General features: G+C 39.6%; 24 protein-coding genes. 14 read left to right on the top strand and 10 right to left on the bottom strand.

Going from position 1 to position 22,519, the window contains the following annotated elements:
* Positions 1 to 12: 12 nt before the first annotated feature.
* The 6 genes from B4B65_RS08830 to B4B65_RS08805 all read right to left on the bottom strand — a co-directional run bounded on the left by B4B65_RS08830 (position 13) and on the right by B4B65_RS08805 (position 5,934).
* Positions 13 to 1,746 carry a thiamine pyrophosphate-dependent enzyme gene (locus B4B65_RS08830; RefSeq protein ID WP_293915156.1) on the bottom strand — a complete coding sequence of 578 codons (1,734 nt, stop codon included), beginning with the start codon at positions 1,744 to 1,746 and terminating at the stop codon, positions 13 to 15.
* Positions 1,747 to 1,848: 102 nt separating this feature from the next.
* On the bottom strand, positions 1,849 to 3,165 hold the full coding sequence (gene mgtE, locus B4B65_RS08825; RefSeq protein WP_293915154.1) for a magnesium transporter: 1,317 nt from the start codon (positions 3,163 to 3,165) through the stop codon (positions 1,849 to 1,851).
* Between the two features lie 84 nt (positions 3,166 to 3,249).
* Positions 3,250 to 3,960 (bottom strand): dipeptidase PepE, encoded by a 711-nt coding sequence (gene pepE, locus B4B65_RS08820; RefSeq protein WP_293915152.1) that lies wholly within the window; start codon positions 3,958 to 3,960, stop codon positions 3,250 to 3,252.
* A 296-nt stretch (positions 3,961 to 4,256) separates the two neighbouring features.
* Complete coding sequence (locus B4B65_RS08815) at positions 4,257 to 4,436, bottom strand: Arc family DNA binding domain-containing protein (protein ID WP_293915150.1); 180 nt, start codon at positions 4,434 to 4,436, stop codon at positions 4,257 to 4,259.
* A 13-nt stretch (positions 4,437 to 4,449) separates the two neighbouring features.
* Complete coding sequence (locus B4B65_RS08810) at positions 4,450 to 5,313, bottom strand: SPFH domain-containing protein (protein ID WP_201680061.1); 864 nt, start codon at positions 5,311 to 5,313, stop codon at positions 4,450 to 4,452.
* A 237-nt stretch (positions 5,314 to 5,550) separates the two neighbouring features.
* A complete protein-coding gene (locus B4B65_RS08805; protein ID WP_293915148.1) occupies positions 5,551 to 5,934 on the bottom strand; it encodes a LytR/AlgR family response regulator transcription factor in 384 nt (127 codons plus the stop codon).
* A 316-nt stretch (positions 5,935 to 6,250) separates the two neighbouring features.
* Here B4B65_RS08805 and B4B65_RS08800 point away from each other — a divergent pair, with 316 nt between their 5' ends.
* From B4B65_RS08800 to rimK, 5 genes are all read left to right on the top strand, one after another.
* Positions 6,251 to 7,198: a cation diffusion facilitator family transporter gene (locus tag B4B65_RS08800; protein ID WP_293915146.1), complete on the top strand. Its 948-nt coding sequence runs from the start codon at positions 6,251 to 6,253 to the stop codon at positions 7,196 to 7,198.
* Positions 7,199 to 7,256: 58 nt separating this feature from the next.
* Positions 7,257 to 7,739 carry a DNA-deoxyinosine glycosylase gene (locus B4B65_RS08795; RefSeq protein WP_293915144.1) on the top strand — a complete coding sequence of 161 codons (483 nt, stop codon included), beginning with the start codon at positions 7,257 to 7,259 and terminating at the stop codon, positions 7,737 to 7,739.
* A 53-nt stretch (positions 7,740 to 7,792) separates the two neighbouring features.
* Positions 7,793 to 8,971: an AIR synthase related protein gene (locus tag B4B65_RS08790; protein ID WP_293915142.1), complete on the top strand. Its 1,179-nt coding sequence runs from the start codon at positions 7,793 to 7,795 to the stop codon at positions 8,969 to 8,971.
* Positions 8,972 to 8,982: 11 nt separating this feature from the next.
* Positions 8,983 to 9,417, top strand: coding sequence for an ATP-dependent zinc protease (locus B4B65_RS08785; RefSeq protein ID WP_201680064.1), 435 nt, complete (start codon positions 8,983 to 8,985; stop codon positions 9,415 to 9,417).
* Between the two features lie 62 nt (positions 9,418 to 9,479).
* On the top strand, positions 9,480 to 10,406 hold the full coding sequence (rimK, locus tag B4B65_RS08780; protein WP_201680065.1) for a 30S ribosomal protein S6--L-glutamate ligase: 927 nt from the start codon (positions 9,480 to 9,482) through the stop codon (positions 10,404 to 10,406).
* Between the two features lie 57 nt (positions 10,407 to 10,463).
* On the opposite strand, the gene B4B65_RS08775 is transcribed toward rimK, so the two are convergent.
* Complete coding sequence (locus B4B65_RS08775; protein ID WP_293915139.1) at positions 10,464 to 11,561, bottom strand: SGNH/GDSL hydrolase family protein; 1,098 nt, start codon at positions 11,559 to 11,561, stop codon at positions 10,464 to 10,466.
* Between the two features lie 51 nt (positions 11,562 to 11,612).
* On the opposite strand from B4B65_RS08775, the gene B4B65_RS08770 reads away from it, so the two are divergent.
* The 5 genes from B4B65_RS08770 (at position 11,613) to B4B65_RS08750 (ending at position 14,443) form a co-directional block, all read left to right on the top strand.
* Positions 11,613 to 12,176 (top strand): NADPH-dependent FMN reductase, encoded by a 564-nt coding sequence (locus B4B65_RS08770; RefSeq protein ID WP_293915137.1) that lies wholly within the window; start codon positions 11,613 to 11,615, stop codon positions 12,174 to 12,176.
* Between the two features lie 75 nt (positions 12,177 to 12,251).
* Complete coding sequence (locus B4B65_RS08765; RefSeq protein ID WP_293915135.1) at positions 12,252 to 12,830, top strand: DJ-1/PfpI family protein; 579 nt, start codon at positions 12,252 to 12,254, stop codon at positions 12,828 to 12,830.
* Positions 12,830 to 13,207, top strand: a complete 378-nt coding sequence (locus tag B4B65_RS08760) for a hypothetical protein (protein WP_293915133.1) — start codon at positions 12,830 to 12,832, stop codon at positions 13,205 to 13,207. The genes B4B65_RS08765 and B4B65_RS08760 overlap by 1 nt, the downstream gene beginning before the upstream one ends.
* 68 nt (positions 13,208 to 13,275) lie before the next feature.
* Positions 13,276 to 13,935, top strand: a complete 660-nt coding sequence (locus B4B65_RS08755) for a DUF1345 domain-containing protein (RefSeq protein WP_293915131.1) — start codon at positions 13,276 to 13,278, stop codon at positions 13,933 to 13,935.
* Between the two features lie 121 nt (positions 13,936 to 14,056).
* Positions 14,057 to 14,443: a hypothetical protein gene (locus tag B4B65_RS08750; RefSeq protein ID WP_201680071.1), complete on the top strand. Its 387-nt coding sequence runs from the start codon at positions 14,057 to 14,059 to the stop codon at positions 14,441 to 14,443.
* Positions 14,444 to 14,514: 71 nt separating this feature from the next.
* Here the strand turns inward: B4B65_RS08750 and B4B65_RS08745 are convergent, their stop codons facing one another.
* The 3 genes from B4B65_RS08745 to guaB form a co-directional block, all read right to left on the bottom strand.
* Entirely contained in the window at positions 14,515 to 14,988 is a 474-nt protein-coding gene (locus B4B65_RS08745; RefSeq protein WP_201680072.1) for a DinB family protein, read from the bottom strand.
* Between the two features lie 187 nt (positions 14,989 to 15,175).
* Positions 15,176 to 15,331: a 30S ribosomal protein THX gene (locus tag B4B65_RS08740; RefSeq protein ID WP_201680073.1), complete on the bottom strand. Its 156-nt coding sequence runs from the start codon at positions 15,329 to 15,331 to the stop codon at positions 15,176 to 15,178.
* A gap of 145 nt (positions 15,332 to 15,476) precedes the next feature.
* Entirely contained in the window at positions 15,477 to 16,952 is a 1,476-nt protein-coding gene (guaB, locus tag B4B65_RS08735; protein ID WP_201680074.1) for an IMP dehydrogenase, read from the bottom strand.
* 201 nt (positions 16,953 to 17,153) lie between these two features.
* On the opposite strand from guaB, the gene B4B65_RS08730 reads away from it, so the two are divergent.
* The 4 genes from B4B65_RS08730 to B4B65_RS08715 all read left to right on the top strand — a co-directional run bounded on the left by B4B65_RS08730 (position 17,154) and on the right by B4B65_RS08715 (position 22,511).
* Positions 17,154 to 17,627, top strand: a complete 474-nt coding sequence (locus B4B65_RS08730) for a hypothetical protein (protein ID WP_201680075.1) — start codon at positions 17,154 to 17,156, stop codon at positions 17,625 to 17,627.
* 314 nt (positions 17,628 to 17,941) lie between these two features.
* Entirely contained in the window at positions 17,942 to 20,923 is a 2,982-nt protein-coding gene (gene secDF, locus B4B65_RS08725; RefSeq protein WP_201680076.1) for a protein translocase subunit SecDF, read from the top strand.
* 144 nt (positions 20,924 to 21,067) lie between these two features.
* Complete coding sequence (locus B4B65_RS08720; protein WP_293915128.1) at positions 21,068 to 21,520, top strand: MarR family winged helix-turn-helix transcriptional regulator; 453 nt, start codon at positions 21,068 to 21,070, stop codon at positions 21,518 to 21,520.
* Positions 21,507 to 22,511, top strand: coding sequence for an NAD(P)/FAD-dependent oxidoreductase (locus tag B4B65_RS08715; protein WP_293915126.1), 1,005 nt, complete (start codon positions 21,507 to 21,509; stop codon positions 22,509 to 22,511). The genes B4B65_RS08720 and B4B65_RS08715 overlap by 14 nt, the downstream gene beginning before the upstream one ends.
* The last annotated feature ends 8 nt before the right edge of the window (positions 22,512 to 22,519 follow it).

Raw genomic sequence — 22,519 nt, 5'->3', positions numbered from 1 at the left:
TAACGCTATACCTTACAACTCTTTAAGATGTTTATAGTTGGATTTTACCGTATCAAATACCTCCTGCATTTTCCCTCCTAACATCAGTTTTGTCATTGATTTTGCCATTCCAAACATCTGATCCAGATTCACTTTAGGTGGCATCGCCAGTGCGCTTGGATTGGTAAATACATTCAACAATACAGGTCCCAGGTGCAGCAATGCCGCATCTATAGCTCCGCTCACTTCTTCAGGATTACGTACTGTTATCCCTCTGAAACCCATTGCTTCTGCAATCATTGCAAAATCAGGGTTGATCATATCGGTTTCATTATCCATCAAACCCGTCACCTGCATTTCCAATTTGACCATTCCAAGTGATCGGTTATTAAAAACAATAATCTTAACCGGAATATTATACTGCCGTATAGTGGCAAGATCACCGAGTAACATAGATAACCCTCCGTCTCCACACATCGCAATTACCTGGCGATCCGGATAAGCCAGAGCAGCTCCTATAGCCATAGGCATCGCATTGGCCATAGATCCGTGATTAAAGGATCCAAGCATTTTGCGCTTACCGGTAGCTGTAATGAAGCGGGCTCCCCATACACAGGTCATGCCTGTATCTACCGTAAAAATAGCATCTTCAGAAGCTTTTGTATCAATGATATGCGCCAGATATTCTGGTTGAATGGTATCTTCCTCTCCTTTTGCATTGATATACGTATGCATATTCTCCTTTACTTTTTCATAAAAATCAAGCTGACTTTTCAAAAAACTATCATCCAGCTTTTCATTCAGTAAAGGGAGAAGTGCCACAATAGTATCTTTGATATCCCCGATCAATCCCAAATCCAGTTTTGCACGTCTTCCGAGACGTTCTGCATTGGTATCAATCTGAATAATTTTATTATCAACAGGCATAAAATTTTCATATGGAAAATCCGTTCCCAGCAGAATCACTAAATCAGAATCGTGCATGCTCTGATATGCAGAAGGCATGCCAAGCAGACCTGTCATACCGATTTCGTTTGGATTATGATGTTGTATACCCATCTTTCCCCGGAAAGAATATCCTACAGGAGCTTTAAGATGGTGTGACAACTGAACGACTTCTTCTTGGGCTCCTTCAGCTCCAATACCACAGTAAATAGTGGTACATCGGCTTGAATTTATCAGATTAGCCAGTTTCAAAAGTTCGTCCTCTGAAGGACGGATCGTTGGATTGCAACGGAAGATCTGTGTAGAGGTCTCTGTATCCACAGCTTTCAGCTCGCTGACATCTCCCGGCAAACCGATAACAGCGACTCCTTTTTTACTGATCGCATGTTGAATAGCGGTCTGAATAATTCGGGGAGCCTGTTCTGCAGTAGTAATAAGCTGGTTATAGCAACTGCAATCGTCAAATAATTTGATGGTATTTGTTTCCTGGAAATAATCCATTCCCATCTCATGCGTATTGATGGTAGAGGCAATAACCAGCATAGGGACATGCGACTTATGTGCATCATACATTCCATTGATAAGATGTACATGTCCCGGACCGCAGCTACCCGCACAGCAGGCAATACCATCCAGTTCTGCTTCTGCAGCAGCAGCATATGCTCCTACTTCTTCGTGTCGTACATGAATCCATTTGATACGCCCGTCTTTTCGGATAGCTTCATTAAAAAAATTGAGACTATCTCCCGTAACTGCATATACTCTTTTTACACCCGCCTGCACGAGCATCTCCACCAATTGATCGGCTACAATCTTTGCCATATAGATATGTTTTTAATATTAACAATATAGAGAGGAAGCCTACATTTGCCTCCCATCTCTTTAACAGTTTAAAAGCCTATCTGTTTGACAATAACAGCATGTTTACAATAATTTGCCGCTGAGGAAGAATGCAGCAATAGAAAAATAGATAATAAGACCGGATACATCGACTAATGTAGCCACAAATGGAGCCGAGGCAGTAGCCGGATCCATTCCGAGTCTTCGTAAGATAAAGGGAATAAAAGATCCGGATAATGTCCCCCATAATACGATAAACAATAAAGATATGGATACACTCAAACCTATATAAAACCAGTATTCACCGTAATCATATATACCAAGTTGCTGCCAGAGCAGAATCCGTATAAATCCTATAGAACCCAAGATAGCACCTAAAATAATCCCGGAGGAAATTTCTCTCTTCATGACATACCACCAGTCCTTCAGTTTCAGTTCGCCAAGTGCCATGGCCCGTATAATAAGTGATGCAGCCTGAGATCCGGAATTTCCGCCGGAGGATATAATAAGTGGCACAAACAGAGCCAGTACCACCGCTTTCGCAATCTCTCCGTCATAATAACTCATAGCTGAAGCTGTTAACATTTCACTCAGAAATAGGATAATCAACCATCCTGCACGCTTACGTACCAGTTCCAGCAAAGGAGTCTTTGTATAAGCCAGATCCAGCTCATCCATCCCTCCGAAACGATGGATATCTTCCGTATCACGATCTTCTATACGATCCAGTACATCGTCAAAAGTCACTATACCAACCAATACACCACTATCTGTAATAATAGGAAGCGCACTCCTGTCATACTTTTGAAAGATCTCGAATGCTTCTTCCATTGGTGTGGAGGCCCGGATAGCAGCAAAATTGTAGTCTACCAGTTCAGAGATCTTTGTATTTTCATCAGCCAGCAGCAGCTGACCGATCTTGAGATCATCGATCAGCACATTCTGTCCGTCTACCACATATACAAAATTCAGCGTCTCTGCTTTTCTGCCGAAAAGTTTAATGTGCCGGAATACATCAGCTACGGTATAATGCAGCCTGACCTGTACATACATTGGCGTCATTAGGCGCGCAATGCTATCTTCTTTGTAACCGATCAACTCCAGCGCCATCTGCTTTTCCCGTTCATTGAGAAGGTTGATCAGATACTTGATCATTTCATCCGGCAACTGATAAAACAGCTCATTACGTAAATCAGGTTTTAGATTATTCAGAAATTCGGACAGTTCTTTTTCCGACAATTGTTTTATCAGCTCATATTGCGCAGCATTATCGAAAAAAGAGAAAATTTCGAGCCGGATATCCAGGGGATAATCAGAAAATGCCTGATACAGTTCTCTTCCGGTTAACTCTGCCAGTTGTTCTGCAATGTCTGCAGGATGAAGTAGGTTATTTTGATCCATCGGAACTCCATTATTATAGTGAACAAAACGCGGCAAAGCTAACCTTTTATTTTGGCTTTCAGGCTGAAAGCTGTTTTTCAGAACTTAAAAATCAATCTGTCCGGGAGAGAGTTCCACAGGTGCTGCTCCCTGTCTGAAAAGTCTGGCTGTCAGATTTCCGGCAAGTATGACTTGTCCGTTCTCCACCTCTAACCAGCTTCCTTCCCGTATACCCAGGACAGGTTGTGCATTATAGACATGAAACTCCTGAATACGGGTCTCACGGGTTTCTCCTTTGTGCGTGGAGTTAGGATCCGGATCCAGATAATGGGGATTGATATTAAACGGCAAAATCTGCAAAGCATCAAATCCCTGCGGATAGACAATCGGCATATCATTGGTGGTACTGATAGTTAATCCGGTGATATTAGATCCCGCAGAAGTACCGATATAGGGTTTTCCTTTTTCAATTTCCTCTTTCAATACCGGCAGCAATCCTTTTTCCTGCAAAGTCTTAAGCAGTAAAAAGGTATTTCCCCCACCCGTAAAAATGGAAGAAGCCTCACGTATGGCTTGCGCCGGATCTTCAAACTCATGAATACCTCTTACATTAATACCTAAGGATATAAGAGCCTGACCTACTTTGGAGGTATACTCATCATATGTAACTCCGGACGGACGGGCGTAAGGAATAAACAAAATTTGTTTTTCTCCTGTAAACTCCGCTATCCTGTCACGTATATAAACTAAAAAATCACTTCCATATACTGTACTTGTACTGATCACCATCAGCCGTGTATTCTTTCCAATTTCCATATCACATTACTTCTTTAATACTTTCAAATGTATAGCTTTCAAATAATATTTACCTGAATCCTTATCAAAATGACATTCTTTCCACTCTTGGCACAATGTCCAGATCATCTATTATCAAAATTCTTATCGATTTTAATAAATGTATAATTTAAATACAAATAATCACAAAAAATCAAGTCAATTTTTCAAACAAATCATATTCCTGTTATCAAAAATTGATTTAGCAAATACAAAAAAAATAATGCAGGAGCTTACACACTCTTGCATTATTAACAGGCAGATACCGAAAAGATAGGTTATTTTTCAGACTTATCCCCTGAATCTTTACTTTTAAGACGTTTGTTCTCTTTCAATGCTTTATTCAGGAGATATTCAATCTGACCGTTTACACTTCTGAATTCGTCGGCTGCCCACTTTTCCAATGCCTTGAACATTTCAGCATCGACCCTTAACATAAAATTCTTTTTATCCGACATCCTGTTTTCAATTTTATTGATATAAAGTACCTGCGTTGACTATCGGAGAGGCTGCCTTTTCACCACAAAGTACCACCATAAGATTACTGACCATCGCTGCTTTTTTCTCATTATCCAGCTCCACAATATCCTTCTCCGAAAGCTTATGAAGTGCCATCTCCACCATACCCACAGCACCTTCTACAATCTTAGCTCTAGCCGCTACGATAGCAGTTGCCTGCTGACGTTGTAACATCGCTCCTGCAATCTCTGAAGCATAAGCCAGATGACTGATACGAGCCTCTTTAATAACAATCCCGGCCGGAGCAAGACGATCCGTCAATTCCTGTTCTAAAATATGATTGACGGTCTCTCCTCCTTCACGAAGCGTAATAGAAGCTTCTTCATCTTCAAGATTATCATAAGGAAAACTTCCGGCCAGATGACGCACAGCCGCTTCACTCTGTGTACGAACATATGAAGTGTAGTTTGTTACATCAAAAGAAGCTTTGTATGTATCTCCTACCTGCCACACAATTACAGCTCCGATTTCAATAGGATTACCCATTTTATCATTAACCTTTAACGTCTGCCCCTGTAAGTTATCCGAACGAAGGCTCACTTTGATACTTGAATACAAAGGATTAATAAAGAACAAACCGTTTTCTTTTACTGTTCCTACATACCTGCCGAAAAAGCTCAATACGCGGGAGTGATTCGGACTGATAATCATGAGACCTTTAAGTGTAAAAGCAAATACCAGAAACAACAATGCACTTATAAACCCATATGTCGGATTGTCCTTGACCAGAACAATACAATATATGGCAAGCGCAAAACATATTACCGCAATTAATAAGGCCAGAAAGCCTGAAATAGGTTTGATTAACTTTTCCATAATTTAAATATTAGTGTTATTGATATGATATCAAAATTATATCATTTTAATTTCAAAAACAAGTCCTTTTAAAATTAAAATTTCAAGAAAAGAATCAACGGTAAATAAGGATACTTGGGGTATGCGAATCATGAAAAAAAGGAAAAGTATGTACGCAGCATTAAATTGGATATTCTTGCAAAGCATCAGTATTTGAAATATGAAAATATTCTCAATAAGAGAAATCAGATTGTTCAATTAATGTTTCATAATTTCTTTCAGAAAACCTTCCCGGTAAAAATTACCGATACTTATTTCATTGTCCCCTATAAATACATCATTGTTGCTGAAAGAATCGATCCGGTCTTTATTGATAATATACGAACGGTTGACTCTTAAAAAGTTATTTGATGGCAATAATGTATGAACATTCTTCAGATTCGTGTGGGTAATTAGTTTTTGATTTTCTGTATGAATAATAACATAATCCTTCAATCCCTCGATAAATAAAATATTCTTAAAAACAACTTTAAAATATCTCCGGTCGGATTTTATAAATATAAATTCGCCTTCTATCTGATCGGTTAGCAGATTTTTTTCTTCGTTATCCAGCATTTTATGATAGGAAATCGCTTTTGCCACTGCTTTTTCAAATCGGGATGGTATTTTTAGTAAATAGATAGAATGGCGCTGTTTTTATACAGAATGAAATATTATGTATACAGACCCTCCAAACGCATAGAGATTTTCATAGATTTTGGAATATTTTCATTTGTGGGCAACCTGTTAAACAGCTTATTTCAGCAAAATAAAAGAATTAGTTTGATAATCTGTAAATCTTACAAATTAAACACAAAATTCTATAACAGATAGACACGATATAATTGTCAATTTTACAATGTTTATTCAAAAAGACTATGCTAACAGCTTACATTTAAAATTTAAAAAGCAGTAAATTATGGGAAATAATCACGAACATAGCCAATCGCATACTGCGAATAAAAAGACCTTAACCATTAGCTTGGTAATTATCACGGGTTATATGGCAGTAGAGGTTATTGGTGGTCTGATTACAAATAGCCTTGCCCTATTAGCAGATGCAGGACATATGTTGAGTGATGCTATTTCACTTTTCATTGCTCTGATGGCTTTTACATTCAGCAACAAAGTAGCTGATTATGGAAAAACATATGGCTACAAACGATTTGAAATATTAGCAGCAGTCATTAATGGTGCAACATTAATACTGATTTCGGCTTATATTATTTATGAAGCTGTTGAACGCTTCCAAAACCCGCCAGAGATTGCATCAGGAGGAATGCTCATAATTGCATTTATAGGCTTATTGATAAATGTACTTGTGGCGTGGATCATGATGCGTGGCGCAGATGTCAAGGAAAATCTTAATATGCGTGGAGCCTATCTGCATGTACTAAGTGACATGTTGGGGTCGGTTGGTGCTATAATTGCAGCATTACTCATTATGTTTTTTGGTTGGGGTTGGGCTGATCCACTGGCAAGTGTTATCGTTTCTCTATTGGTTTTGCGAAGCGGTTACATAGTTACTAAATCCGCAATACATGTTCTTATGGAAGGCACTCCGAGTAATGTTGAAGTTGAAAAAGTGACAAAAAAATTACTGGGCACTCCAGGTATTAACAATATACATGACCTGCACATATGGACAATCACCAGTGGATTAAATGCATTGACCTGCCATGCCATAGTCAATGAAAAAATGACAATTGAAGAAAGCGAAAAAATGCTTCGTAAAATAGAACACGATTTGGAACACTTAAACATTCATCATGTAACTATTCAGTTGAAAACAGCAGCTAACCAACATGATAATTCAGTATTGTGTAATATCAAAGCTGGGCCTACAGCACATGAACATCATCATTAAATCTACTATCTGAAACTCAAATGACTAATAGATTTATCATTTTTTGTAATTTTAGAATATGCTAAAAGAATCTTTTCCTCCTGTGTGTGGTCTTTTTCCAAGGTTTTTAATTCTGGGTTCTCTGCCAGGAGATAAATCGCTGGAACAGCAGCAATATTATGCACATCCTCAAAACCGGTTCTGGAAATTATTATTTCATCTTATGGAAAAAGAATATGAATCTGGTTATTCCAGACGCATTCAGCTTTTAGAGGATCATCATATTGCTCTGTGGGATACCTGTGCTTCTGCAATACGTCCGGGCAGTATGGATACAGCAATTCTTTCAGAAATCCCTAACGATATCATCAGCCTGCTAAAATATGTACCTTCTATACAGCACGTCATTTTTAACGGTAATAAAGCAAAACAATTGTATGACAGATACCATAAGAGACTTCCGCAAATATCCTATCACAGCCTGCCCAGCACCAGTCCGGCAAATGCCCGCTTCACCTTTGACAAACTGGTAGACTCCTGGTCCATACTCAAATCCGTTTAATATTCGCCAATTTTCCTGTAAATATCAGGATGATTGACTATTTTTGCCCCAAGATGTCAGATTTAAAATACAACCAAAGAGGTGTGTCCGCAGGTAAAGAGGATGTACACAATGCAATCAAAAACATTGATAAGGGACTGTTTCCTAAAGCTTTTTGTAAAATCATCCCTGATATTCTGGCTGGTGATGAAGAATGGTGTAATATTATGCACGCCGATGGTGCAGGTACAAAATCTTCATTGGCGTATGTATACTGGAAGCAAACAGGAGATGCTTCAGTATGGAGAGGAATCGCACAGGATGCTATTATTATGAATCTTGACGACCTGCTGTGCGTAGGTGCAACAGATAATATCCTGTTATCTTCTACTATTGGAAGAAATAAGAATCTGATCCCTGGAGAAGTAATTGCAGAAATCATCAACGGGACTGAAGAGATACTTTCTGAACTTCGTGATATGGGTATTGGCATCTATTCTACAGGTGGAGAGACTGCAGATGTAGGCGATATTGTGCGTACCATCATTGTTGACAGTACGGTTACTTGTCGTATGCCTCGTAAGGATGTGATTTCCAATCATAACATCAAATCCGGAAATGTAATCGTGGGACTTGCTTCATACGGACAGGCCACATATGAAAAAGAATATAATGGCGGAATGGGATCCAATGGCCTTACATCTGCACGTCATGATGTATTTCATAAAGCGATTGCCGAACAATATCCGGAAAGCTTTGATCCTGCAGTCCCCTATGATCTGGTATTTGCAGGTGGTAAAGGATTGACAGATCCTGTTGAAATAGGCAACGGAGAAACCATCACCGCAGGTAAACTGGTTTTATCACCAACCCGTACATATGCTCCGGTTATCAAGACTATTTTAGATAAATATCGTTCACAAATCGACGGAATGGTGCATTGTTCAGGTGGTGCGCAAACAAAAGTATTACACTTTGTGGATAATGTGCATGTTATCAAAGATAATCTGTTCCCTGTTCCACCTCTGTTTGATCTGATCCAGAAAGAATCAAAAACAGACTGGCAGGAGATGTATAAGGTTTTTAATATGGGACACCGTATGGAATTGTACGTTTCGGAAGACATTGCTCAGGATATTATTGCGATTTCTGAATCATTTGGTATTCCTGCGCAGGTTGTAGGCCGTGTGGAAGAGGCTTTAGGCAAAAAGGTAACGATCCACTCTCCTTACGGAACATTTGAATACGAATAAACGGTAGATATATGGCTGAAATGCGAACCATAGGTTGGTATGAAACGGTAGATCTGCCGGAACTTGGCTTGTACAATTTTAAGGCAAAAATCGATACAGGTGCCCGTACTTCTGTTCTTCATTGTGAAGAATATCATATTGAAGAAGAAAACGGACACAAATTTATACAATGCACGATCATCGACGATTTTGAGACAGAGAGCACACGTGTCATCCGGTTTCCGATAGTACGCCAGGGAGTTGTAAAAAGCTCTTTTGGACATTCAGAGATCAGGTATATGATCTTTACTAAGATTAAACTCTTCGATCAACTATATAATATTAAACTTTCATTCCGAAATCGTTCGGGAATGAAATTTCCAATGCTTCTTGGGCGAAATTTTATAAGCAAAAAATTCCTTGTAGACGTTTCAAAATACAACCTCTCAGAAAACTCTTCCTTATAAATTTGCAAAAGGAAAACCAAGCAGCATATCATTTGTTATAACAATACAATACTAACAGTTCAGTGAAAATCGCTATTCTTTCAACTAATAAATCTTTGTATTCCACACGAAGACTCGTGGAGGCTGCCGAGAAAAGAGGACATGAGTGTGTGGTCATGGATCACAGCAAATGTTACGTAGGCATCCGCCAGGACAGCCCAAGCATTCATTATCGTGGTCAGGAGATCGGCCCTATCGATGCCATTATTCCGCGGATAGGTTCATCTGTTACCTTTTATGGATCTGCTATTGTACGTCAATTTGAGGTTATGGGTGTTATTTCAGCCAACCCAAGTCAGGCTATTACCCGTTCAAGGGACAAACTGCGCTGTATGCAGATCCTTTCGGGTGCCGGCATCGGACTTCCGGTAACAGGATTCGCAAGAACCATCTCCGATGTAGATGACCTGATCAGCATGGTCGGTGGTGCGCCGCTGGTTATCAAATTGCTGGAGGGAACACAGGGTATAGGTGTTGTGCTCGCTGAAACAAAAAAAGCGGCCTCATCCGTTATTGAAGCGTTCTATGGATTAGGGAATAATATCCTTGTACAGGAATTTATTAAAGAATCCAAAGGAACGGACATACGCGCCTTCGTCGTTGGAGGAAAAGTCGTCGGAGCTATGAAAAGAACAGCCAAAGAAGGTGAATTCCGCTCCAATATCCATAGAGGAGGAAGTGCTGAAGTCATCAAACTGACCAAGAAGGAGAAAGATACAGCCATAGCTGCTGCTGCCGAATTGGGTCTGACCGTCTGTGGAGTGGATATGATTCCATCGGAAAGAGGTCCATTAGTACTCGAGGTCAATTCAAGCCCCGGACTGGAAGGAATAGAAAAAGCAACTAAAAAAGATATCGCTGGAGAGATCATTATGTATCTGGAGAGACAATATGAACTCAAGGTTTCAAAACCGGAAATCCGCAAAAAGAAAAAAGAAAGTAAGCTCTAAGCCATTCTTAGCTATATAATGTTATCCTCACCTGCTTATACAGGTGAGGATATTTTTTTACTTCAGTATGCTCCGGATCAGTTTTTCATATGCACGTGCAATCTTCATCATTCCCAGATCATTGGGGTGAGCATAGTCCACCGTTGATTCCAGATCAAGACCGATAGCTGTATTTGACAGCAGATACAGATCTTTTATTCCGGATTGCTGCATATCCCGGAATGCTTTCCTTGCAATCACAGTCGATCGTGTATAAGCTGCGTTTGTTCCCAGATTCATCACCTGTGGATCCATACCCGAACTGTGTTCTGTAATAATTATCGGCGTTTTGGGGTGTTTCAGACGCAATACCGATACTGCATTCTTGAGCAAAGAGTCCAATTGCTTTTCTGACAAATCTTTGGTAATACCCAGATTAGGAATACAATCCAGCACATAAACGCGCGCATCGACAGTATTCATCAGGTTTAGGACAGGTTCTTCTAATCGTCCGTTACCAGAAAACCCCAGATTAATCACAGGTATCTGCAGATGTCTGCCCAGAATATTGGTCCACGCCAAACCAGGTCTTGATGTACAGGCTCCCTGAGCTATAGACGTACCGTATACCACTACAGGCTTACTATCCCTCTTCAAGAACTCCAGTTTGCTCCCTTCCGGCACACCGATATTCATCCAGCCAACGGAGTTATACAAAGGTAGATATAAGCGATACTGCAGAGAGGAGTTGGATGCTATATTCGAAAACACAAATGAAGAGGTATCACTAAAATCATACCTTCCTGCAGCCCAGCTCCAGATCTTTTTGACCGGATCAAAGGCATACAGATCGAGACCACTTACACCGGTGGAAGGCATATGCGGCATTGCGAGTGAACCCTTAAGTGTATACTTCACTATAATAGAATCTGCATCTGTCTGAAAATCTATAAACAAACCAGCTGCATTAGTTCCCAACGACCATACCGGCTCCCTCACCTGTTCTTTTAGAGAAGCAGGAAGTCGGCCATAGTCATGACTCTTTGCTAATCCGGGAACCCTGCCTGACACAGCATTTTCGGTCAAAGGGTCTAACCAATGAATAGCGGTCTGTGCATATCCTTTAAAAAAACAAACCATCAAAAACAGAAGTAAAAAACAAGGTTTAGATTTCATTGTTATAGTTTTAATTAGGCTGAAGATATAAAATTTAGTTAAGTTTACGATATGAAAATATTAGCTTTTGCAGGAAGCAACAGTTCCTCATCTATAAATAAAAAACTGGTATCATCTGTATCCAGATATTACAAAGAAGCCGAAGATATTATTGAGATTGCTGATCTCAATGATTTTCCGTTACCGCTGTTCAGCAAGCAGGTAGAAGCAGAAATAGGAATACCACAGGAAGTGCATAATTTTGTGGACAAGATCGACTGGGCAGATCTTATTCTTATCTCACTGGCTGAAAATAACGGCAATTATAATGTGGGGTACAAAAATCTGGTCGATTGGATTTCCCGCATTCCCAAAAGAAAGATATATGCGGACAAACCGATCTTTCTGATGGCTACAAGTCCCGGTGCCAGAGGCGGACAATCGGTATTGAGCATTGCAACTGCACGGATGCCATTTGACGGAGGAGATGTTCTGGACACCTTTTCGCTGCCTAGTTTCAATGATAACTTTGAAGAAGGAAAAGGAGTAGTTAATATGTTGTTGAGAAGTCAGCTGGAAGCGAAAGTCAGGAAGACAAAAAGAACAATGGCCGAAAAACTTCAAGGCAATTCATGACGTATATTTTACTAAACTGATCTGCCGCTCAAAGCAATTACTTGTATATTTAACACTATAAAAATTTAGAAGATCATGGCAAAAAAAATCTTATTATTAGTAGGCGATTATGTAGAAGATTATGAAGCAATGGTACCTTTTCAGGCAATGGGTGCAATTGGAATTGATGTTGACGCCATCGCTCCTGAACGCAAAAAAGGAGATGTAGTACCTACAGCAGTGCATGATTTTACCGGAGATCAGACATACAAGGAATTACGCGGGCATAACTTCGGTATCAACAAGGACTTCGACAGTGTCAATCCGGAAGAATATGACGGACTCTATATTGCAGGCGGACGTTCTGCAGAATATATCCGTTTGAATAAGCGTGTACTGGAAATTACACAACATTTCTTTGACGCCAACAAACCTGTGGCCGCTATCTGTCATGGTATTCAGGTATTGACTGCCGCAAAAGTATTAGCGGGGCGCACTTTGACAGCTTATGTAGCTGTAGGACCGGACATCGAACTTGCCGGGGGAACATGGAAAAATATACCTGCAGATCAGGCTATAGTAGACGGTAATCTGGTGACATCACCTGCATGGCCGGGACATCAGGCCATTTTAAAAGAATTTTTCAAACTCCTTGATATTAAAATTTCGCTTTAATGAAGAGCAAAAACAAAAAAGCCTGGTTGCTGATCATCCCAATTATACTGATCGTAGGATTTATTTTTAAAGATTCGCTGACTCAAAAAAGTATCGCAGATCTGAAAGGAGATTTCAAAGAAGTTGCTTTTGTGCGTAATGAACAAAATAAGGGTGGTATTATCCGTATTTATGCTATTTCAGTCGGTGATATCGCAAATGCAGATTATGAAGGTGCTGCAGATCTGTTCCCTACGAATGACTACGGAAGCTCTACAACGCTCTATTTCTTTGACAAGAACTTTCCTTTTCCTACAGAACTGAAGCTCGAATCACCTCATTTTGATCTTGATAAATACAAATCCATCATGATTATCAAAAGGACAGGTTCCAAATAACTATTATTCCTATCCTCTCCATCAGCAGAACTGAAAAAGAGGATGGGAAATCTTTTATTTCAACAAATATGCAGCCCAAAGAATTATTTATTCACCAATTGAGACCCATACACAGAGGTTTGATCGCACTGGTAATCGCTGTATTTGTTTTTTTTGTATTACCGAGGAATGAAAACATAATGGTTCAGTTCCTGTATAGCTGGCTGGCTTTTTCGCTGACTTACCTGGTCATAGCCTGGACAACTTTTTATACCATGCCGATTCGGAAGATTATTAAACTAGCCACAATCGAGGACGGAAGCCGGATTGTAGTCACTTTATTTATCTTATTAGCCTCTTTCACCTGTCTTTTTGCGGTATTATTTGTAATCGAATCTCCGGCAGATAACCCTTCTCTCAATATCAGCAATATAGGAATAGCTGTAGCCAGCATGATTGCCTCGTGGGCACTTGTACACACGATTTATACTTTTCATTATGCTCGGCTCTACTACAATGATGACGACAAGAAAGCAGGAGGTCTTGACTTTCCGGGATCAGAGAAGCCCGATTATCTTGACTTTGCTTACTTTTCTTTTGTTTTAGGATGCACATTCCAGGTTTCAGATGTAGAGATATCCAGTAAAAAGATAAGACATGTGGCACTCTTTCACGGATTACTTTCCTTTGCACTGAATACTTTTGTGGTCGCTCTGACCATTAACATAGTCGCCGGGTTCATCAAATAAGCCTAACCACATCAGACTGTTAATCAGCCACATTACTTCCTACCTCCCGTTTTTGGCACCGGGTTTGTCCTTTATTCTGCATATAAACAGAATCTTTAACAAACATAAAAACGTTACCACTATGAAAAAAATGATTAAGATCTTGGGGCTGTTAGTGTTCACTGTTGCTATATTTTCAGCATGTAGTAAAGATGATGATCCGGCTGACAATGATATCTTCGTAGGGAAGTACAATGGTAAAATTTCCTATACTGATCTTGGAAACAGCCAAAACAATAAACCGCTGGCTGATGGAACAGTGACTGTACAGAAATTAGGTAATTCCTATACTTTTTACTTTAACAATGATATTCCGGATCTTAAAGGAGTAGAGTTTGAGAAAAAAGGAGATAACACTCTGGTTAATATAAATTCAGCAGAAGGAGCTTTGATCCGTATTGATGCAGGAAAACTAACTATAGCTTTCACAAAAGAAAATAAGATATGGACAGCTGATTGTCAGCGATAAGCAGTTTAAATCTGTCCAAAAGTAAGAAAGCGGTTCACAAGTGAACCGCTTTCTTTATATAAAACAACAAATTAGTATCGCTCCCAGAATGGCGGAGGCTGAATTCCTAGAGCCCGGAGATACACATACCCCTGCCCGCGATGATGAATCTCATTATCAATAAAATAAAGAAGATTTTCATATATAGGTGATTTGTACTCACCAAAAAGATTAAAGGTATCGTGAAAATCTTCTTCTTTAATCTTGTTAAAGTACAGATCTACATCTTTGGTTACTTTGTCCCATTCGTCAAGAATTTCCTGTTTTGTTTTCAGGTCTATTTTTTCGCTGTAAGGCTCTTCTGCCCTATTCACTATACCTTTTAATCCAGGACCGGCGATGGAGATCAGCTCCTGAGCCATTAATGAAAATGGACGCATAGGACCTACTTTAAATTCGAACAAATCTTTTTCCGGAAATGCTTCTATAACCCGGCGTGTCAGACTGCGGTGTCCCTGCCAGTGTTTCAATAATTCTTCTTTGCTGATGATTTCATTTGTTTTCATATTTCTCCTGTTTTGATTATGATTCAAAGTTAATCCGGGTCAATGACAACAGTATGTCAACAGCGAAATCAGAACTGATTATTTTTTTAATGTCGGTTTAGGAAGGAGATTATAAAAAGAAAGACCAGCATACTTGAACGAAGTATACTGGTCTTTCTCACACCGACAATAAATCCCGGAACGTGTATCAGGCAGTTTCTTTACCTTTTTTCTTTGCTGCAGGTTTTCCGGCTTCTGTAGCTTCCGGAACCACAGCTTTTGCTTGAAATCCGCGAGGGCGTTTGTTACCATACGAACCCATAATAATTTTCCCTTTTCTTGATTTTTTATCTCCTTTACCCATATTATTATATTGTTAAGTGATGTAATAAAAATAGTTAACGATTTACAATTTAACCATTTATATCCTAAAAAACAAAGAATGTGGTCAATAAAAACGGGCATCCAAAAATTGAATGCCCGTTTTTAATATTTTTTCCGATCAGAAATTAGCCTCTGCTGTTGTAGTTAGGAGCTTCTTTTGTAATCGAAATATTATGCGGATGCGACTCGCGAAGTCCTGCTCCTGTAATTTTCACAAACTGCGCTTCCTGAAGACGCGAAATCGTTGCCGCTCCACAGTATCCCATTGATGCACGAAGACCTCCGATATATTGATATACAACTTCTGCCAGTGTACCTTTATAAGGAACACGACCTACAATTCCTTCCGGAACCAGTTTTTTAATATCATCTTCCACATCCTGGAAATAACGATCTTTTGATCCTTTTTCCATAGCCTCAATAGATCCCATACCACGATATGATTTAAACTTACGTCCTTCATATATAATCGTTTCTCCCGGAGCTTCTTCTACTCCTGCAAACAGTGATCCGGCCATAATAGTACTTGCTCCTGCTGCTATCGCTTTTGCAATATCGCCTGTCTGCTTGATACCACCATCAGCAATCAAAGGAACTCCCGTACCTTTAAGTGCTTTGGCAACTTCATAAACAGCATACAACTGTGGTACACCTACACCAGCTATAATACGTGTGGTACAGATAGAACCCGGACCGATTCCTACTTTTACAGCATCGGCACCTGCTGCTGCCAGATCAGCTGCTGCTGCTCCGGTGGCAATATTTCCGACGATAACCTGAAGATCAGGGTATGTTGACTTAACTAATTTAAGTTTATCTATTACTCCCTTTGAATGACCATGTGCAGTATCAATAGTCACGACATCAACACCAGCTTTTACCAAAGCATCTACACGATCCAATGTGTCCGGAGTCACTCCTACTGCAGCTCCTACCAGCAGACGACCATGGGAATCTTTCGCAGCATTAGGGTAATGTTTATATTTCTGGATATCTTTAAAGGTAATCAGTCCTTTTAAAAATCCTTCTTCATTGACAACAGGAAGTTTTTCAATTTTATAATTCTGAAGTATCAGTTCAGCCTGCACCAGATCCGTACCTTCAGGAGCTACAACCAGATTATCCCGGGTCATTAATTCGCTGATAGGGCGTTTCATATCTTTTTGAAAACGCAGATCTCTGTTTGTTACAATTCCGACCAGTTTACCCGATAAGTCTATAATAGGAATACCTCCGATTTTGTGCTCACTCATTATTTTGAATGCGTCACCTACAGTAGCTGTTTCCAGCAACGTAACCGGATCCTGAATCATACCACTTTCTGAACGTTTTACTTTACGGACTTCAGCAGCCTGCTCTGTAATTGTCATATTCTTGTGCAGCATGCCGATACCTCCGGCCTGTGCTATAGCAATAGCCAAGTCAGAACCTGTTACCGTATCCATAGCGGCAGAGACCAAAGGAATATTCAACTTGATTTTTTTAGTCAAATATGTGCTCGTGTCTACATCACGCGGCAAAATTTCAGAATAAGCGGGGATTAATAATACATCGTCGTAGGTAAGACCTTCTGCTACGAATTTTTGTGGATCTAATTGCATGGCAAATACGTGTTGGAGTTTCTATTTGCCAGGCAAAATTACAAATAATATTCGGATTGTAAAACGTTTTTTTATAATTGACAACCAAATGATGATTGCCTGATTACAATTTCTGCATAAAAAATGTATCAATCATGATTTTTGGCAAGCTATTTGCAAAGTGTTGATCGTAATTTAACAGAAAAACAACATAACATTATTATGAAAAAATTATTACTTTCTTTTGCAGCAGCAGCTGTTTTGGCATTAGGTGCCCAAGAAGCAAAAGCACAGTCTCCGCAAAGAGCGGCTATAGGAGTTGTATTTGATTCACCATTTGATGCATTTGGAGTACAATACAAAACTTCTTTTGGAGGAACTAATCAAGGTCAGGTTCAAGTATTATTCGGTGATAATGTTGTAGGTATTGGTGCAGATTATCAGTATGCAAGACCTTTCCGTGGTACTAACGGTTTGGGATGGTATGTAGGTGTTGGTCCTCAAATCTCGTTTATCGATGCTGGTAGCGATGATTTCACTGCAATCGCTTTACGTCCTCAGGCAGGTCTTGAATTCAAAATCCCTAGTGCTCCTATCGGTCTTCACGTAGATTGGAAGCCTTACTGGCAGTTAAATCACAATAGTGATTTTGATGCTTCTGAATTTTCATTAGGTATCAAATACACATTGAAATAGAAAATATCAAATCATTGAGCAGAGCCTGACGGATACCCGTCAGGCTCTTTTTTGTTTCCCCCTCTCTCCTCCATAATAAAAAGCCGAATACTCTTTTATATTTCCCGGCTTACAGTTCCACACATCTGTTTATCAACAAATAGAGAAGCTTTTACAAACAAAATTGTCGATAATTCTTGCTTTTGATAATTATTTTAATCATGTCGGGTTCATTATACAAAAATTTTATACCTTTGCCATTCTTGGTAAAATGTAATACAACCGGAGTAAATTATAAATATACTATATATCAAACTAATACACTAAAATAGACAATGCAAGGTAAAGGGCTGATTAAATTTTTGGTGATAGTGGTATCGTTAGCATGCCTCTATTCCCTATCATTCACTTTTGTGAGCCGTAAAGTAGAAAAAGACGCTGAGGCATTCGCCAAAGGTGACATGACGAAAGAAAAGGCTTATTTAGATTCGATGGCTGGACAGGTTGTATACAATCTGGGAGTAGCGAAATACACGTACAGAGAAGTCAAAGCCAAAGAACTGGCTTTAGGTCTTGACCTAAAAGGCGGTATGAACGTGACAATGGAAATTTCATTAGACGAATTGATCAGAAACTTAGCGAACAATCCGAAAGATGAAAAATTCAACACTTCATTAGGAAATGCTGTAAAGAAAAGCAGATCTTCCAATAAATCATTAGTTGATTTATTTATCGAAGACTACAAATCCAGCGGAGCAAGCACTCCATTAGCTTCATTTTTTGCTACACAATCTAATTCTACCTTAATCAAAGCGACAAGCTCTGATAAAGAAGTAGCTAATTTCTTGCAAAAAGAAGCGGATAATGCTATCCAGAATTCATATAAAGTACTTCGTACCCGTATTGACAAATTCGGAGTAGCATCTCCGAATATCCAGATTCAACAAGGAACAAACCGTATTCTTATTGAGCTTCCAGGTGTCAACGATGAGGAACGTGTACGCAAACTTCTTCAGGGATCTGCCAAACTGGAATTCTATGAAACACATAGCAATTTCCAGGTATATCCACTTTTGGAGAATGTTAACAAAACATTAGCGGCTACCCTGAAAGCACAAAAATCTTCCCCTGCTGATACAACAAAAGCAGATACAACTAAGAAAGAAAATCTGTTAGCCAATCTGGGTGCCGGCAAAGGAAAATCTGACTCAGCTGCTGTAAACGCAAAATTGGGTGAAGAAAATCCGTTATTTGCTGTATTGAGACCGTCAGTTGCTATGGGACCAAACAACCAGATGCAATTAGTACCGGGCCCCATGGTCGGTATTGCGGAACTGAAAGATACTGCAAAAGTAAACGCTTTATTAGCAAAACCGGAGATAAAATCTATTATTCCGGCTAACCTGAAACTTCTTTGGGCAGTAAAACCTGAACAAAATTCACCTAATGCATTATCGCTTTATGCAATCAGACCGTCAGGTATTGATAACGGTGCGGTATTGACAGGTGATGTGATTACAGATGCAAAAAATGACATCGCTCCACAGACAAATCAACCTGTGGTATCGATGCAGATGAATAATGAAGGTGCACGCGAATGGCGCAAAATCACGGCAAAAGCAGCTCAAAATAAAGAAGCTATTGCTATTGTATTAGATAATGTTGTTTACTCTGCTCCGAATGTAAATGAAGAAATTCCAAACGGAAGTTCACAGATCTCCGGATCATTTACAACAGATGATACAAAAGATTTAGCAAACGTATTAAAGGCAGGTCGTCTTCCTACAACAGCTAAGATCGTTGAAGAGGCTATTGTAGGTCCTTCATTAGGTCAGGCAGCAATCGATGCGGGTGTAAACTCTGCCATTATTGCTTTCGTAGTGGTATTGATCTTCATGGTTGTTTATTATAACCGTGCAGGATGGGCAGCAAATATTGCTGTTATTGTCAACGTATTCTTCCTGTTAGGGGTATTAGCCTCCTTAAATGCCGTACTTACCTTACCGGGTATTGCAGGTATCGTATTGACTATGGGTACAGCGGTAGATGCCAACGTACTGATATATGAGCGTATCCGGGAAGAGCTGGGTCTGGGTAAATCTATGCGTCAGGCGATTGCGGATGGTTACAAACATGCGATGCCGTCTATTCTCGATTCACAGATCACAACTTTCCTTGTAGGTATTGTACTCTTCTTCTTAGGTAGCGGACCGATCTTAGGTTTTGCAACAACAATGATGTTAGGTATCGTTACATCATTGTTTACTGCAATTTTCATTTCCCGTCTGATCTTTGAATTCATGTTGGATAAAGACATGAAGATCTCTGTATCTTACCCTTGGTCTGCGAATACGCTGAGAAATGCAAACTTCAACTTTATCAAAAACCGTAAGAAATTCTATATTGTATCGATTATTGCTGCTATTATCTGTTTGGCATCTATCTTTACAAAAGGCTTTACGCTTGGGGTAGATTTCCAGGGAGGTCGTACGTATACAGTACGTTTCGAGAAAGCTGTTAATCTGGAAAGCGTACGTCAGAATCTGGATGAAGTATTCCAGAAAACAACTGAGGTAAAAACTTTCGGAAGTGAAAATCAGGTTCGCATTACGACTACATACAAGATTGACGAAACCAGTGATGCCGTAGATAAAGATGTATTGGATAAACTGAACCTTGGTTTGTCTAAGATTGGAGGAAACAAACATGAAATCCTTTCACAACAGAAAGTAGGACCGTCAATTGCAAATGATATCAAATCAAGAGCTACCTATTCAGCTATCTTCTCGATTATTATCATTGCAACATACATTCTGATCCGTTTCCGCAAATGGCAGTATTCTGCAGGAGCTGCGATTGCAACTATCCACGATGCGGTTATCTTATTAGGTTTGTTCTCTCTGTTAGATGGTATCGTACCATTCTCTCTGGATATCGACCAGCACTTTGTGGCAGCGATATTAACGGTAATTGCTTACTCCGTAAATGATACGGTAGTTGTATTTGACAGACTGAGAGAGTACGTAAACAAGCCAAACAGCCATAATGAAAAAATGAGTGATATTGTAAATCATGCGATTAACACAACATTAAGCCGTACGATCATTACGTCACTGACCATTATCTTCGTATTGGCCGTATTGTTTATCTTCGGAGGTGAAGTAATCCGTGGATTCTCTTTTGCGATCCTTATCGGTATCGTAGTAGGAACATACTCCTCAATTTTCCTTGCAGCACCTTCTGTATATGACTTCCGTAAAGGACGCCACATGGCAGAAAAAGCAGATCTTAAAAAAGTAGAGCCTGCAAGACCATAATCAAGCACATAACTTAGTACCATACAGAGGGCTTTCATCAATGATGAAAGCCCTCTTTTTTTATCATCAATATTGACAATGGACTAACAAAAATGGTTTTAACTTAATGTATTCTTTCATATATTTGTTGTACTAAATATTGTTATGCAAAACGAAAAATTCAACGAATATTCATTTATCCTGGACCGGACTGCGAAAAAGGTCAAGCAATACGCACAATCCTCTTTTACGGAAAAGGGATTCGATATTACAGTGGATCAATGGACAATTATAAAGACACTCTTTGAACATCCGGATCTGTTACAAAAGGAACTGGCTGAAAAATGCGGTAAAGATCAGCCTACACTGACCCGGATTGTGGATTTGCTGATCAAGAAAGGATTGGCCGAACGTCACAATCATCCCACCGACAGACGCTCTCTTTATCTTAAACTGACGGATCTGGGCAACAGTAAAGTACAATCATTAACTCCTCACATCACACAGATCCGTACCAAGGCCTGGGATAATCTGACAGATGAGGATTTCAAACATTTCACCCGAATACTTAATAAAATACACGATAACTTAAACATAGATAGCTATGATAACAACTGACATTTGTATAATCGGAGCTGGTCCGGTGGGACTATTTGCAGTATTTGAAGCAGGCTTATTAAAAATGAGATGCCATTTGATAGATGTCCTCCCACAGGTAGGCGGTCAGCTTTCAGAGATTTATCCGCACAAACCAATCTACGATATTCCCGGCTATCCTGCTATAAATGCACAGGAGCTGATCAATAATCAGATGGAGCAGATAGCGCCCTTCCACCCTACCTTCACTTTAGGAGAACGTGTAGAAGGATTGAATAAACAGGAAGATGGTTCTTATCATGTAATTGGTTCTGAGGGAACAGTTATCCATTGTCAGGTTGTCGTGATTGCCGGAGGATTGGGTTGTTTTGAACCCCGTAAGCCTGAAATTCAGAATCTGGATACTTTTGAACACAACTCCGTACATTATATGGTCCGTGATCCGGAACGTTTCAGAGATAAAAATATCCTGATAGCCGGCGGAGGTGATTCAGCACTGGATTGGACAATTTTCCTGGCCGATGTTGCAAAAAGCATTACGCTGGTACACCGCAGCGACAGTTTCCGCGGAGCTCCGGACTCAGCAGAGAAAGTATACAAACTGGCCAATGAAGGAAAAATTGACCTGTTGCTTTCTCATAATCTGGTGGCCTTACAGGGAAACGGCACTCTTCAGGAAGTGCATTTACAAAACAAGCAAAAAGAAGCCATAGTGGTCCATACCGAACACTTTATTCCACTGTATGGATTAAGTCCTAAGTTAGGGCCTATTGCAGACTGGGGGCTTAATATAGATAAAAATGCAATAGTTGTAGACACCTTTGATTATTCTACTAATGTGGAACGGATATTTGCTATCGGAGACATCAATACCTATCCGGGAAAATTAAAACTTATTCTTTGCGGATATCATGAAGCAGCATTAATGGCACAGAGTGCTTTTAAATATGTATATCCAGATCAGAAACTTTCATTTAAATATACAACAGTAAACGGTGTAAATGCATTTTAATCAAATCA

The organism is Sphingobacterium sp. UBA5789 (genome assembly GCF_002418355.1).
Lineage (GTDB): Bacteria > Bacteroidota > Bacteroidia > Sphingobacteriales > Sphingobacteriaceae > Sphingobacterium.
This window is presented reverse-complemented; position numbering and strand designations above follow the sequence as displayed.

What these genes read in the sequence shown, in the direction of transcription:
- B4B65_RS08830 (WP_293915156.1), bottom strand. Translation starts at nt 1,746, where the DNA reads ATGGCAAAGATTGTAGCCGATCAATTGGTGGAGATGCTCGTGCAGGCG.
- mgtE (WP_293915154.1), bottom strand. Translation starts at nt 3,165, where the DNA reads ATGGATCAAAATAACCTACTTCATCCTGCAGACATTGCAGAACAACTG.
- pepE (WP_293915152.1), bottom strand. Translation starts at nt 3,960, where the DNA reads ATGGAAATTGGAAAGAATACACGGCTGATGGTGATCAGTACAAGTACA.
- B4B65_RS08815 (WP_293915150.1), bottom strand. Translation starts at nt 4,436, where the DNA reads ATGTCGGATAAAAAGAATTTTATGTTAAGGGTCGATGCTGAAATGTTC.
- B4B65_RS08810 (WP_201680061.1), bottom strand. Translation starts at nt 5,313, where the DNA reads ATGGAAAAGTTAATCAAACCTATTTCAGGCTTTCTGGCCTTATTAATT.
- B4B65_RS08800 (WP_293915146.1), top strand. Translation starts at nt 6,251, where the DNA reads ATGGGAAATAATCACGAACATAGCCAATCGCATACTGCGAATAAAAAG.
- B4B65_RS08795 (WP_293915144.1), top strand. Translation starts at nt 7,257, where the DNA reads ATGCTAAAAGAATCTTTTCCTCCTGTGTGTGGTCTTTTTCCAAGGTTT.
- B4B65_RS08790 (WP_293915142.1), top strand. Translation starts at nt 7,793, where the DNA reads ATGTCAGATTTAAAATACAACCAAAGAGGTGTGTCCGCAGGTAAAGAG.
- B4B65_RS08785 (WP_201680064.1), top strand. Translation starts at nt 8,983, where the DNA reads ATGGCTGAAATGCGAACCATAGGTTGGTATGAAACGGTAGATCTGCCG.
- B4B65_RS08775 (WP_293915139.1), bottom strand. Translation starts at nt 11,561, where the DNA reads ATGAAATCTAAACCTTGTTTTTTACTTCTGTTTTTGATGGTTTGTTTT.
- B4B65_RS08770 (WP_293915137.1), top strand. Translation starts at nt 11,613, where the DNA reads ATGAAAATATTAGCTTTTGCAGGAAGCAACAGTTCCTCATCTATAAAT.
- B4B65_RS08765 (WP_293915135.1), top strand. Translation starts at nt 12,252, where the DNA reads ATGGCAAAAAAAATCTTATTATTAGTAGGCGATTATGTAGAAGATTAT.
- B4B65_RS08760 (WP_293915133.1), top strand. Translation starts at nt 12,830, where the DNA reads ATGAAGAGCAAAAACAAAAAAGCCTGGTTGCTGATCATCCCAATTATA.
- B4B65_RS08755 (WP_293915131.1), top strand. Translation starts at nt 13,276, where the DNA reads ATGCAGCCCAAAGAATTATTTATTCACCAATTGAGACCCATACACAGA.
- B4B65_RS08750 (WP_201680071.1), top strand. Translation starts at nt 14,057, where the DNA reads ATGAAAAAAATGATTAAGATCTTGGGGCTGTTAGTGTTCACTGTTGCT.
- B4B65_RS08745 (WP_201680072.1), bottom strand. Translation starts at nt 14,988, where the DNA reads ATGAAAACAAATGAAATCATCAGCAAAGAAGAATTATTGAAACACTGG.
- B4B65_RS08740 (WP_201680073.1), bottom strand. Translation starts at nt 15,331, where the DNA reads ATGGGTAAAGGAGATAAAAAATCAAGAAAAGGGAAAATTATTATGGGT.
- guaB (WP_201680074.1), bottom strand. Translation starts at nt 16,952, where the DNA reads ATGCAATTAGATCCACAAAAATTCGTAGCAGAAGGTCTTACCTACGAC.
- B4B65_RS08730 (WP_201680075.1), top strand. Translation starts at nt 17,154, where the DNA reads ATGAAAAAATTATTACTTTCTTTTGCAGCAGCAGCTGTTTTGGCATTA.
- secDF (WP_201680076.1), top strand. Translation starts at nt 17,942, where the DNA reads ATGCAAGGTAAAGGGCTGATTAAATTTTTGGTGATAGTGGTATCGTTA.
- B4B65_RS08720 (WP_293915128.1), top strand. Translation starts at nt 21,068, where the DNA reads ATGCAAAACGAAAAATTCAACGAATATTCATTTATCCTGGACCGGACT.
- B4B65_RS08715 (WP_293915126.1), top strand. Translation starts at nt 21,507, where the DNA reads ATGATAACAACTGACATTTGTATAATCGGAGCTGGTCCGGTGGGACTA.